The 12,201-nt window shown below is 49.7% G+C and carries 12 protein-coding genes; 2 read left to right on the top strand and 10 right to left on the bottom strand.

The window, feature by feature from the left end; all coding sequences use genetic code 11:
- Nucleotides 1-102: 102 nt before the first annotated feature.
- The 3 genes from mgtA to BLW34_RS01855 all read right to left on the bottom strand — a co-directional run bounded on the left by mgtA (nt 103) and on the right by BLW34_RS01855 (nt 4,339).
- Entirely contained in the window at nt 103-2,868 is a 2,766-nt protein-coding gene (gene mgtA / locus BLW34_RS01870; protein WP_090574855.1) for a magnesium-translocating P-type ATPase, read from the bottom strand.
- Nucleotides 2,869-3,193: 325 nt separating this feature from the next.
- Complete coding sequence (locus BLW34_RS01860; protein ID WP_090574849.1) at nt 3,194-3,625, bottom strand: hypothetical protein; 432 nt, start codon at nt 3,623-3,625, stop codon at nt 3,194-3,196.
- 387 nt (nt 3,626-4,012) lie between these two features.
- Nucleotides 4,013-4,339, bottom strand: coding sequence for a heavy metal-binding domain-containing protein (locus tag BLW34_RS01855; RefSeq protein ID WP_090574846.1), 327 nt, complete (start codon nt 4,337-4,339; stop codon nt 4,013-4,015).
- Nucleotides 4,340-4,350: 11 nt separating this feature from the next.
- Between BLW34_RS01855 and BLW34_RS16720 the strand changes: the two genes are divergently transcribed.
- The gene (locus BLW34_RS16720) at nt 4,351-4,479 is read left to right on the top strand and encodes a hypothetical protein (protein WP_256203532.1); all 129 of its coding nucleotides are present in this window, start codon (nt 4,351-4,353) and stop codon (nt 4,477-4,479) included.
- A gap of 33 nt (nt 4,480-4,512) precedes the next feature.
- On the opposite strand, the gene mnmE is transcribed toward BLW34_RS16720, so the two are convergent.
- From mnmE to rpmH, 5 genes are all read right to left on the bottom strand, one after another.
- Nucleotides 4,513-5,868: a tRNA uridine-5-carboxymethylaminomethyl(34) synthesis GTPase MnmE gene (gene mnmE, locus BLW34_RS01850; protein ID WP_090574843.1), complete on the bottom strand. Its 1,356-nt coding sequence runs from the start codon at nt 5,866-5,868 to the stop codon at nt 4,513-4,515.
- Nucleotides 5,869-6,016: 148 nt separating this feature from the next.
- A complete protein-coding gene (yidC, locus tag BLW34_RS01845) occupies nt 6,017-7,747 on the bottom strand; it encodes a membrane protein insertase YidC (protein ID WP_090574841.1) in 1,731 nt (576 codons plus the stop codon).
- A 50-nt stretch (nt 7,748-7,797) separates the two neighbouring features.
- A complete protein-coding gene (gene yidD, locus BLW34_RS01840) occupies nt 7,798-8,007 on the bottom strand; it encodes a membrane protein insertion efficiency factor YidD (RefSeq protein ID WP_090539873.1) in 210 nt (69 codons plus the stop codon).
- Entirely contained in the window at nt 7,995-8,354 is a 360-nt protein-coding gene (gene rnpA, locus BLW34_RS01835) for a ribonuclease P protein component (protein ID WP_090574838.1), read from the bottom strand. The genes yidD and rnpA overlap by 13 nt, the downstream gene beginning before the upstream one ends.
- A 46-nt stretch (nt 8,355-8,400) precedes the next feature.
- A complete protein-coding gene (gene rpmH, locus BLW34_RS01830) occupies nt 8,401-8,535 on the bottom strand; it encodes a 50S ribosomal protein L34 (protein ID WP_090539870.1) in 135 nt (44 codons plus the stop codon).
- Between the two features lie 397 nt (nt 8,536-8,932).
- Between rpmH and BLW34_RS01825 the strand changes: the two genes are divergently transcribed.
- The gene (locus BLW34_RS01825; protein ID WP_256203531.1) at nt 8,933-9,400 is read left to right on the top strand and encodes a DUF5658 family protein; all 468 of its coding nucleotides are present in this window, start codon (nt 8,933-8,935) and stop codon (nt 9,398-9,400) included.
- 48 nt (nt 9,401-9,448) lie between these two features.
- Here the strand turns inward: BLW34_RS01825 and BLW34_RS01820 are convergent, their stop codons facing one another.
- Together BLW34_RS01820 and BLW34_RS01815 are read right to left on the bottom strand one after the other, a co-directional pair.
- Nucleotides 9,449-10,804, bottom strand: a complete 1,356-nt coding sequence (locus tag BLW34_RS01820; RefSeq protein WP_256203530.1) for a TolC family outer membrane protein — start codon at nt 10,802-10,804, stop codon at nt 9,449-9,451.
- Nucleotides 10,805-10,806: 2 nt separating this feature from the next.
- Complete coding sequence (locus BLW34_RS01815; protein ID WP_090574835.1) at nt 10,807-12,159, bottom strand: HlyD family type I secretion periplasmic adaptor subunit; 1,353 nt, start codon at nt 12,157-12,159, stop codon at nt 10,807-10,809.
- Nucleotides 12,160-12,201 lie beyond the last annotated feature (42 nt).

The following is a 12,201-nucleotide window of genomic DNA, read 5'->3' as shown; positions in this document are numbered from 1 at the left end:
AGCCGATCAATCCGCCCAGCAGGGAAACACCGTAGCGAGACTGACCAGCGTATCGGACAAAGCGGTCAGATTGATGTTGTAGATTACTCCCTGCCCATCTCCTTACTGCCAGCCGTAGCGGCGCGTGTAGAAGCCCTTCATGAGCTGCGTCAGCGCCATGTAACCCAGCAGGATCATCACCAGGATCGGGAAATAGCTCAGCGGCAACGCCTGCAGCTTGAAGTAGTGCGCCAGCGGTCCCATCGGCAGGAAGATGCCGACGGCCATCATGGCACCTGTCATGACCAGAAGTGGCGCCGCCGCACGGCTTTGGATGAACGGCAGCTTGGGCGTGCGGATCATGTGCACGATCAGGGTTTGGGTCAGCAACCCGACGACGAACCAGCCGGACTGGAACAAGGTCTGTTCTTCCGGGGTATTGGCTGAGAACACGAACCACATCACGCCATAGCAGGTGATATCGAAAATGGAGCTGATCGGCCCGAAAAACACCATGAAACGGCCGATGTCGCTTGGCTGCCAGTGCTGTGGCTTTTTGATCATTTCTTCATCCACGTGATCGAACGGGATCGCGATCTGCGAGATGTCATAGAGCAGGTTCTGCACCAGCAAATGCATTGGCAACATCGGCAGGAACGGAATGAAGGCGCTGGCCACCAGCACCGAGAATACGTTGCCGAAATTTGAACTGGCCGTCATCTTGATGTACTTAAGCATGTTGGCAAAGGTCTTGCGGCCCTCCACCACGCCTTCTTTCAGCACCATCAGACTCTTCTCCAGCAGGATGATATCCGCTGCCTCCTTGGCGATGTCCACCGCGGTGTCCACTGAAATGCCGATGTCCGCCGCGTGCAGCGCCGGGGCGTCGTTGATGCCGTCCCCCAGGAAGCCGACTACATGGCCGTTGGTTTTGAGCAGCCGCACGATGCGCGCCTTGTGCGCCGGGGTAAGCTTGGCGAAGACATCGTGGGTCTCCACCGCTTGCGCCAGCTCGGCATCGCTCATGCGCTCCACGTCCGAGCCGAGCAGCACGCCGTTGGGCTCCAACCCCACCTCCTTGCAGATCTTGGCGGTGACCAACTCGTTGTCGCCGGTCAGCACCTTGACCGCCACACCATACTCGGCCAGCGCCTGGAGCGCCGGCGCGGTGGATTCCTTCGGCGGATCGAGGAAGGCGACATAGCCGACCAGAATCAGCGCGTGCTCGTCGGTCACCCCATAGATTTCCTGCGTGGGCGGCAGTTCCTTGGCTGCCACAGCCACCACCCGCAGCCCTTGCTCGTTGAGGCCTGCTGTCATCGCGTGGATGTGCGTCAGTAGGTCGGGCGTCAGCGGCTCGCTGGCATCGCCGTGGCGCACCTGTGTACAAACGGACAAGATCTCCTCGACCGCACCTTTGGTAATGAGCAGATGGTGCTTGTCGCGCTCGGCTACCACCACTGACATGCGGCGGCGGGTGAAGTCGAACGGGATCTCATCAATTTTGCGGAAGGCCGTGGCGACTTCTAGCTTGCGGTGAACGTCGGCGTGCTCCAGCACGGCCACGTCCAGTACATTCTTGAGGCCGGTTTGGTAGTAACTGTTGAGGTAGGCCATCTCCAGGACGTCATCGGAATCCTTGCCCCAGACATCAATGTGCCGTGTCAGAAAAATCTTGTCCTGGGTTAGCGTGCCGGTCTTGTCGGTGCACAGCACGTCCATCGCACCGAAGTTCTGGATCGCATCGAGCCGCTTGACGATAACCTTTTTGCGCGACAGAAACACTGCGCCCTTGGCCAATGTTGACGTGACGATCATCGGCAGCATTTCCGGTGTCAGCCCCACGGCAATGGACAGCGCGAACAAAAGCGCCTCCATCCAGTCGCCCTTGGTAAAGCCGTTGATGAACAAAACGAGGGGAACCATCACGAACATGAAGCGGATCAGCAGCCAGCTCACCTTGTTTACGCCTGCCTGGAATGAGGTCGGCGCGCGGTCGGTGGCGGTGACGCGGCTGGCCAGTGCACCGAAGTAAGTACCGTTGCCGGTGCTGAGCACGACGGCCGTGGCCGCGCCGGACACCACGTTGGTGCCCATGAACAGGATGTTGTCCAGCTCCAGCGGGTTGATCGCCTTGGCATCGTGTTGCACGGCAAACTTCTCCACCGGCATCGACTCACCGGTCATCGCCGCCTGTGACACGAACAGGTCCTTCGCGGTCAATACTCGGCAGTCCGCGGGAATCATGTCGCCTGCCGACAGGACGATCACATCGCCGGGCACCAGCAGTTTGATTGGCAGTTCGATTCTCTGGGCGGCTCTAACGTGCAAGTGTACACCGTAATACTGTTCGAACACTGGCGCAGCATCCTCGGACAGGTCGCGGCGGACCACGGTGGCCGTATTGCTGACCATTGCTTTCAAGGCGTCGGCAGCCTTGTTGGACTTGGCCTCCTGCCAGAAGCGCAACAGAGTCGAGAGCGCCACCATCGAGCCGATCACGATGGTAGCCTTGATATCCTCAGTCAGGTAGGAAATGACGGCCAGCAGCGTCAGCAGCAGGCTAAACGGGTTCTTATAGCAGTGCCACAGGTGAATCCACCACGGCAGCGGCTTCTCGTGCTCGACTTCGTTGAGGCCCATATGCTTGCGGATGGTCTCAGCCTGTGCTTCGGATAGTCCGTCGCTGTGGCTATCGAGCTGCTTGAACACGGCCCCCACATCACTGATGGCAGCGCTGACCAGGGCCTTGGTGAGGCTGGGCGGCGCCTCGCGGCTGACACCGGTGCCAGCTAAGCTCTCCAACAGCGCGCGTCGGCGGAAATGACGGGCAATATGGCGGGTGCGAAGGAACCTCGCGAAGAATTCTTTCAGGATGTTGAGCTTCATTTTCTTCTCCGGCGCCGCCCGCTGTCACCCTGATCCAGGAAGGTCAACGAACGAGTGTCAATCTAGGATTAGATATGATTCTATTCGTTTCTGTGTTAGTCCATATACCTTTCTTTCGCGGCAGAAAGGAACGGACAGCGGTCGATGATGACAAGCGATGTTTGTGGCTGAAAACCTATGGGGCAATCAGCCTTCCGTATCTTTAGGGGAAACGCAAGCGCGATGCAAGGTCGCAATATTTGACGCCGCCTCTTGCAGTCGGCAAGACAGCGGGGCAGGGAGAAGCCTATTCGACCTTGGTAGTAAAAAAAACCAAAAAGTAACATCATGGGGAAACTATGTGGCTCAAATAATTGCCCTCCTGACTACTTGATATCACAGGGTTTAAAGGTCCTTCTCCTAAGAAAGTAAAATTTCCAGAAAGCCCCGTGATGTCTGTCCAAGTGCCATTGAGTGATTCCGTGTTCATAGACACAAAAAATTGCCCGAGGAACCCACCACTTAAATGGGAGGTAAACCCAACATGGAATCGATTAGATAGACGGTCAAAATTAGCTGCGCCATGCGAGGGGACTTCATAAGCGGAGGTTTTTTGGGTGCCTGTAAGCTCAAAAACAAATCCTTTGCTTGCGATATCAAAACACAAAACATCGGAAAAAGGATTAATTCTCCAGCAAAACACTCCCATGCTTTGGGCATGGAGCGTAAAGGGTAACAATAGTCCAATGAAACTACCTAAAACAATCAGCTTTTTCATCTTTTCCCCCTCCTGATATTGATAATCAAGTTGATGCCTCCAGGAACTAACTCACCATTTTTTAGATGGGTCGCATAGACGGGTATACGAAAAATAAACAACTTCCTGCAAAGAAGCAAAGAACCGACTCAACGTCAAAAACGGTGACAAGCGATCAAGAACCCGATTATCTCTGCCGATTAACCCGAATATTTCATAAATTGGCACGTGCCAATTTATGAAATATTCGGGTTAAAGTGTTCTATTGCGTCGAAGGAATACACCTATTTGAATGTAAAAGTGAGAAAAAATTCCACCCAACTAATTGTTGGTAGTGAATTCCTCGGCAATCGAGCAGTTCGAGAGCAAGGTGGGCTGAACACAGTGCGTTTTAGCGAAACTTGGTTTTTACAAGCTCTCAACTAAAACCGCAGTCCCGCTAACGGAAACCATCAACATGCCATTTTCCTTGCCGAGCACTTCATAATCGATATCGATGCCAATCACCGCGTTTGCACCGAGCTCCCGGGCGCGTTCCTGTAGTTCTTCCAGGGCTATAGCTCGCGCGCGCTGAAGTTCTTTCTCGTAGGTTCCGGAACGCCCGCCGACAAAATCCCGGATTCCTGCAAAAAGATCCTTTAACACATTGGCGCCCAGCACGGCTTCGCCAGCAACGATACCGCAGTATTTCGTGATGCGTTTGCCATCGATATTGGGGGTTGTTATGAGTAACATGATGATCTCCAATGAAAAGGTTAGCTTACGAACAGCTATTCTTGCTGATTAGTAACGATCCTGCATTCCTCGCGTTTATCCAGAACGTCCCCTTTATGTTAGCCGGTGAGGCAACCAAAGCCGATGCCTCAATAGGGTAGGTGCGCTATTTTGCCGAAAAATTGGCAATGTTGTCATTTCCCGATGCAAAATCTGGAAAAAATCTCGCCTAGTAAATCATCTGCGGTGAACTCTCCGGTAATCGAGGACAATGCAAGTTGAGCAAGCCGTAATTCCTCCGCCAATAACTCCAATTGCCCACCACTTTCCACCCACGCGGTTGCATTGTCAAGGTGTGTTCTGGCTTTGCTCAGCGCCTGCAGATGTCGCTGCCGCGCCATAAACATGCCTTCTCCTGCAATATTGGACTGCCAACCGATCATCTCGAGCATTTTTGCACGCAGTAGCGCTAAGCCAGCACCTGTTCTAGCAGAAAGATAAACCATAGGCTTGCCTGGTTCTTCCTCGATCCGGGCACTTTCACTCACCAAATCAATTTTGTTAGAAACAGTAAGTAGCGGTAGCCCGGCCGGCAAGCTTTGCAGTACCTGCTGATCGGCATCGGTCAGGCCATAACGGCTGTCGATTAGCAACAATACCAGATCTGCTTTCCTGATGGCTGCGTGGGTGCGTGCAATACCACTTTTTTCAACAATATCCGTAGTTTCTCTCAAGCCGGCGGTATCAATAATGTGCAGCGGTATACCCTCGATCTGAATTAATTGCTGTATGGTATCGCGTGTCGTTCCGGGTACTTCCGTCACAATGGCGACATCATCACCCGCCAATCGGTTCATCAGACTGGATTTACCGACATTAGGCTGTCCTACCAACACGACGTTCACTCCTTCTTGTAACAGGTTGCCTTGGCGAGACGAACGCAAGACGTGCTCCAGCTTTTTACGGATATCCTGTAATTGGGTTGCCGCACGCGCCGATTCCAGGAAATCGATTTCTTCCTCTGGAAAATCCAAGGTGGCTTCGACCAGCATCCGTAAATCGATCAACGCACGTACCAGCGCCTGAATCGTTGCAGAAAACTCCCCTTGCAACGAGCGCATGGCGCAGCGTGCTGCGCCTGTTGTACTCGCATCGATCAGATCCGCCACGCTTTCAGCCTGTATCAAATCGAGTTTATTGTTGAGAAAGGCACGCAGGGTAAATTCGCCTGGTTCGGCGAATCTGGCACCTAGGTGAAGGCAGCGTGATAATAATAGATTGATTACCGCCGGACCGCCATGACCTTGTAATTCAAGCACATCTTCGCCAGTGTAAGAATGGGGGGAAGGGTAGTAAATGGCAATTCCTTGATCGATTGATTGATCATTTTCATCAAGAAAATGACTTAAATGTGCACTACGCGGAGAAGGGATCGAGCCAAGAATGGCTTCAATGATGGTTTGTAGATTTCTGCCGGAAATCCGGACGATCCCAATGCCACCTCGTCCGGGTGGAGTGGCGATGGCAGCAATGATGTCATTGCTTTGCATACGATTCTTGAGCGTAAGGTTTTAAGCCTTACTATTTAAAGGAATTGATAGAACGTAATACTTAATGCTTGTGACAGTGAGGTTTCTTCTCTAAAAATATCAGTGAGCATCTATGAATCAAAAGATGCTCACCCAGACAGAACAACATTTAAGATTTTCTTTTTTCTTTTACGATCTTTTTGCTGACTGTTTCCGCAGCAGGTTGTCCATACAACCGTGTTATTTGCCACTGCTGCAAAATAGATAGCACATTGTTCACCAACGAATACAATACGAGACCCGCTGGGAAGAAGAAGAAAAATGCACTGAACATGAGCGGCATAATCTGCATGACCTTTGCCTGTATTGGATCAGTCGGTTTGGGATTCAATCTATGTTGAATGAACATTGAAATCCCCATGAGAACAGGCAATACGTAGTAAGGGTCAGGAGAAGACAAATCCGTGATCCACATTGCGAACGGCGCATAACGTAGCTCAACTGCAGCCAGCAGTGTCCAGAATAGCGCGATGAACACGGGGATTTGAACCAGGATAGGAAGACACCCGCCCATCGGATTGATTTTTTCATCTTTGTAAAGCTGCATCATCGCTTGATGCATCTGTTGGCGATCGCCTTTGTACTGTTCCTGTATACGTTGTAGCTTAGGCGTCACCAAGCGCAGTCTTGCCATGGATCGATAACCTGCTGCTGACAACGGGAAAAATAAAATCTTGACCGTCATCGTGAGAAGAATGATGGCGATACCCCAATTACCAACCCACTCGTGATAAAACGAGAGCAGCCAAAATAATGGCACCGCAATCACCGTAAGCCATCCATAATCGACTGTAAGCTCGAGACCTGGCGCTAACGCTGCAAGCTTATCTTGCTCCTGTGGTCCTTCATAGAGCGGCATCGTCACACTCGCAGTTTGACCCGGCGCAATTGAGCCAACCGGAGCGATCACACCCGCAGCATACAGATTCTCACTTATCCGTTTTGTAAAATACTCCCGGGGTGTTTTCTGCTCGGGAAGCCAGGCTGAAACAAAATAATGCTCCAGCATGGCAATCCAGCCGTTATCTGCATTTTGTGGATAATCTGTCTTATTTTTGTCCAGATCAGAAAACTGTATTTTCTGAAACTTCCCTTCCTCGGTATAAATGGCAGCACCTAGGTAAGTAGGAATCATCATGGTCGCGCCAGCAGGCGCAACGTTATCGCGCAATATCTGGAAATAAGCAAACGGTCGAACGGTTGCTTCTCCAAGATTTTTTACCTCAAATTGAACGTCGATGACGTAGCTTCCACGATGGAAAGTATAGATTTTAGCAACCTGTACGCCGTTTACTTCCGGAGCGACAAGACGAACCACAACTTTGTCCTGGCCAGCCGCCAAGTTATAACTATGCGTATCCGAATCTAGCTTGTATTCCGTTTTATGGTTAGGAAATCCATCTCCAATCAACCCGGATTGCGCTACGCTAATGTGAGAAGCCTGGCTTTGCAATAATGCATAAGGGACATTTTTACTTTCACTGGATGGATGGTGGAGTAATTCAAGGCGACGCAGATCTCCGCCTACGGTATCAATCTCGGCTACCACCATATCAGTAACAACTTTAACTTGCTCGCCTGTTGCCAGCAAACGTGGCGTTACCATTGATGGTGCCTCTTCTATCCCGGGCACCTGAGCGTTATCTGACTGTGAAGAAATCAGCGCATCGCCCGGAACAGGGGGCGCATTACGACTCTGCTGAGACGGTACATTTTCTGTGCTGACCGGTGAGTCAGCAGCCGATTTGTCTAGTTTCTCCCGCTCATTTATCCAGGAATTCCAAAGAAATAACAGCGATGTGCTAAAAATGATGATCAGTACAATTTTTTTTGTTTCCATCTTGATCCGGCCAAACGAGTTATAGCGATAATCTTGTTTAAAAAAGGTCTTTAGGGGACAGGGTCGTATCCACCCCGATTCCACGGATGACAACGTAAAATACGGCCTATGCTCAATATCGTTCCTTTGATAAACCCATATTTTATCAGTGCCTCTCTTGCATAACTTGAGCAAGTTGGGCTAAAACGACAGGAGGGTGGAAAAAAAGGACTAATGCAGTATTGATATAGCTTGATAAGACCTATCATCAATCGCGACATTGTTTCATCCTAAGTCTAAGTATCAGCATCTCGGCCTCCCGCCTAATACGAACGGAATCAATCTGAGTTAATGAGCGCTGTAGCCGAAAAACACAGTCCATTTTATCCAGTTCTTGCTGATGCATACGAAATACTTCTCTCAACAAACGTTTCAATCGATTTCGCCTTACTGCATGTCGCTCCAGCTTTTTTGCAACGATCAACCCCAGTCGGGGATAATCTAAACTACTCGGTTTTACATAGAACTGGAGAAATTCACCACTCACCGTGCACCTAAAACGAATAATAGACTGAAACTCCGTCGCTTTATGCAACCGATGTTTCTTAGATAGTGAATAATTCCTCACCTAACCATTCGATGGTAGCGATTGTTTTATGTTACTTAGCCATCTTCTAGACACCCAAACGTGTTCGGCCTTTGGCTCTGCGCGCGCGAATGACTGCTGCGCCACCGCGAGTTCTCATGCGTACAAGGAAGCCGTGTGTACGTTTCCTGCGAATAACAGATGGTTGGTATGTGCGTTTCATTTTTATATATAAATTTAATTAATTGATAATACTCACCCAATAGAACCGCGTATTACAACCTGTTATGGGCATTGATGTCAACCTTATTTTCACAGTATAGGCAAGATAGGACTGAGGAAGTGCTCATTAGCGAGAACACGAGCTTTGCGAATTTCGGCGTTGTCACCTATCCGACAGATAGGCGAATTCCTGAGCATCAATACAGAAATTTGCTTGTGCAGACAATTAATCAGCGGCCTTCCTGACAGAAGGCCTCAATTCATTGCAATACCTGTACACCAGTACACTTGAACTCACTAAATCTTAAACAAATAATCACGACTCGAAATCATTTTGCTACAGTTTTAATCATTGATGGCAATGAGTATCGTTTTGCATTCATTTTTTAGGAGCATCCATGATGACTAATATGAGTACCACCATTGAGCAGCGATCTCAGGATCGTCGATCAGCCATACCTTTTTTCTGCCCTTATCAATTGGGAATCAAGAAAGGAAGGCGTATTCACAAGCGACGCTCGGGCACAGGGCCCGCATATGTTGATATTTATGCAAACCATCTCATGCTATGCACGATTGCAATCATTCTGTTCAGCGCAATGGATGCCTTATTGACACTTAATATTCTAGCCAGGGGAGGGGTAGAGCTTAACAGCTTCATGGCAAGCTTGATTGAAGATAGCACAGAAAAGTTTGTTCATTTCAAATTAGCGCTTTCTTCGCTGGCACTGATTTTCCTCGTTATTCACCATAATGTCGAACTGACTGCAAAACTCCAAGTCAGGCATTTGCTCTATCTAATATTGTTTGGCTACATCACGCTGATCAGCTACGAAGTTGCGCTGCTTGCAATGAGTAACGCTTGATAAACAACGCATTCCAAACTGCGGGTCAAGCTGACAAGGTTATGATGATTAATTTTTTGCAACGAAATAGGTGGCAACCTTTTCTAGGTCATCAAGAATCAGCGTGCCCGCCACTAACCGTAATCGTAGATAGGCAAGCAGATAATTATACCGGGCTTCCGCCAGATCAACCTGTGCGGAAAAAAGCTGGCTTTGCGCATCCAGCAAATCAAGATTGATACGTATGCCTCCCTGAATGCTTTTCTCGGTGGCTTGCACCAGCAGAAACGCTGAGTCGACCGCTAGTTCCAGTGACTCTATTCGTTTAATGCTGCTTTGCAGTAGCTGATATTGTCTGCGCAATTCCACAAGAACTTTATCACTCATTGCATCCAAATCAGCTTGGGCACGTGCATGATTCGCTTGCGCCTGATGGGTGGTGGCAACGACTCTCCCGCCTGCATATAAGGGCAAGCTGACTTCTACGCCAACGCTGGCAAAAGTTGCATCACGATTTGGCACAATAAAAGATGCAGAATTCTGTTTGTTCAGGCTTGCGACCAAATCAACGCGAGGGGTATGACCAGCGCGACTTTTTTTCACATCAAGTTGACTGGATGTCACGATATGCCGCTGGGTCACCAGTTCAGCATTGCGTTCAAGCGCCATCTCTCGCCAACTCTCAAAATCAGGTGGATGAATCGGTTGTGCTTTAAAAGAGCTGGATAATGAATCAAGTTGCGCCACCTCATGCCCTACTATTTTTTCTAAGGCTAAGCGGGCAACATCCAGTTCATCTTGCGTCTCAATCACTTGAGCTTCTGACAAAGCATGCCTGGATTGTGTCTCAAGCACATCCGTCTGAGTACCTTCGCCTCGCTTCAGCATGTTTTCATTGACCCGTTTTAATTCTTCTAACGCATTATTCTGTGCTTTTGCCAGGCTCAGGCGATCTTGAGCAAGCAGCGTTTTCGCATAGGCCTCCACCAATCGCACGACAAGCTCATAGCTTTGGCCCATAAATTTGGCTTGGCTGGAATTGGCCCGTGCATAGCCTTGATTATAAGCAGCCGCTGCTTCCATATTCAAAAGCGGTTGTCGCAATGTAAGGGTCGTCACTTGGCTATTAAAATCGAGATCTGATTTATCGGGAGTAAGCCGATTGTCATCATCAATCTTTTGTGTACCCCGGCTCATCCCCTGCATATGACTAACGGATAAGGTTGGCAACAGGCCCGCCCGGCCAAGCGCAATCGCTTGCTGACCCGCTTCATTTTCATGAATAGCCGAGCGAAATGTCGGGTCATTCCTCAATGCGGCTTCATAAGCCTCTAATAAGCCTATTGCCTGAATGCCCCCCGCCTGCCACAGCAAGGCAAGAGTGAATACGGATAACAGGGATGGCTTAAACAAGCGCAGTGACACGGCTAATCTTCCACAAGCGAGGTATGAATTCGATCAAGAATGGGTTTTAACAGGTAATTCATCAGCGAACGTTCGCCGGTTTTTACAAAAATTTCCACGGGCATTCCTGCGCGTATTTGAAATTCAGTAAGCGATTTCATGCCTTCCGGTGTTACCTTGGCTTTCAACTGGTAATAAGGGATGCCCGTTTGCTCATCGATCAAACGATCAGCCGACACATGCGTCACAAACCCGGATATGCGCGGGATTTTATTTTGATTAAAGGCTGTAAATATGAAATCCACGTCAAGACCCGCATGTACTTTGTCAATAAGGTGAACCGGCACTTGCCCTTCAATGACCAGTAAATCTTCTGTTGGAACAATATCCATTATACGAAACCCCGGTCCAATGACTCCGCCGCGCGTGAAGATATTTATCCCCACCACGATACCATCAACCGGCGCTTTTACCAAAACGTTAGCCAATTCAAAATCCTGCGCCAATAGTCGACTATTAAGCGCTTCCGCCTCTCGCTGCACATCCGTCAATTGTTGCCGGACCTCTTTCTGATGCTCCTCCAGGCGCTGGATTCGGCGCAGATTAAGCTCTGAAATCTGCCGCTGGATACGACCGATATTGCCGGTATCCGCAAACATATCGCCATTTAATTGGGCATGCGTACGCTCTAGCTCGAGCACACGATTTCGCGGTACATAACCTTCTCGTGCTAATTCCCGCATATTCTCAAGCTGCTCTTTCAGAAACTGCAGTTGCTGCTCCTTACTCCCGCGAGAAGATTCCAAGCCACGCAACTGAGCGCTCAGGCCCGCAATATTTTCATCCAGCGCGGCTAATTCATGTTTCAACACCGCGTTCCGTGAAATGAACAATTGTTTCTGCAACGCGACACTACCGATAGCGCGGGAATCATCTACTGAAGAAAGCAGAAAAGGGGGGAAATCAATGTCAGGTTTATTATCCCGCTCGGCAATCAACCTCGCTTCGACAGCTCTGGCAGTAATGAGCTGACCGCGCGTTACTTCTGCCAGTGCCTTAACCTGAATATCATTCATCTTCACGAGCACCTGACCGGCCTTGACCCTATCCCCTTCCTTCACCAGAATATCATCCACAATGCCGCCCGTTTGATGTTGCACTGCTTTACGATTAGTCGCCACCATCACCGATCCGGATAGCGGCACCCCCTTGTCTAACGGTGCCAAGGTTGCCCATAGCAAAAAGCCACCGACACCAACCAGAACGATCCACCAGCCGAAACGAGCATGGGTTGTTTCATCCGTCTGGACCGGACTTACGGCATCTATGACCGCAGCCTCAGTCGCTGTCGAATCTTTTTGACTTATGAGCTTCATATATTTCTATTCTATCCCTGCACGGTTACGTACTTAAGAAAT

The organism is Nitrosomonas sp. Nm58 (genome assembly GCF_900107335.1).
In the GTDB taxonomy this organism is placed as follows: Bacteria; Pseudomonadota; Gammaproteobacteria; order Burkholderiales; family Nitrosomonadaceae; genus Nitrosomonas.
The sequence above is the reverse complement of the archived record's forward strand: the minus strand, read 5'-3'. Positions and strand labels throughout refer to the sequence as shown.

Coding starts and splice junctions, on each gene's coding strand:
- BLW34_RS01825 (WP_256203531.1), top strand. CDS start 8,933: ATGATGACTAATATGAGTACCACCATTGAGCAGCGATCTCAGGATCGT.
- BLW34_RS01860 (WP_090574849.1), bottom strand. CDS start 3,625: ATGAAAAAGCTGATTGTTTTAGGTAGTTTCATTGGACTATTGTTACCC.
- yidD (WP_090539873.1), bottom strand. CDS start 8,007: ATGTCGCGATTGATGATAGGTCTTATCAAGCTATATCAATACTGCATT.
- BLW34_RS01855 (WP_090574846.1), bottom strand. CDS start 4,339: ATGTTACTCATAACAACCCCCAATATCGATGGCAAACGCATCACGAAA.
- yidC (WP_090574841.1), bottom strand. CDS start 7,747: ATGGAAACAAAAAAAATTGTACTGATCATCATTTTTAGCACATCGCTG.
- mgtA (WP_090574855.1), bottom strand. CDS start 2,868: ATGAAGCTCAACATCCTGAAAGAATTCTTCGCGAGGTTCCTTCGCACC.
- mnmE (WP_090574843.1), bottom strand. CDS start 5,868: ATGCAAAGCAATGACATCATTGCTGCCATCGCCACTCCACCCGGACGA.
- BLW34_RS16720 (WP_256203532.1), top strand. CDS start 4,351: ATGAAAAGGTTAGCTTACGAACAGCTATTCTTGCTGATTAGTAACGAT.
- rpmH (WP_090539870.1), bottom strand. CDS start 8,535: ATGAAACGCACATACCAACCATCTGTTATTCGCAGGAAACGTACACAC.
- BLW34_RS01815 (WP_090574835.1), bottom strand. CDS start 12,159: ATGAAGCTCATAAGTCAAAAAGATTCGACAGCGACTGAGGCTGCGGTC.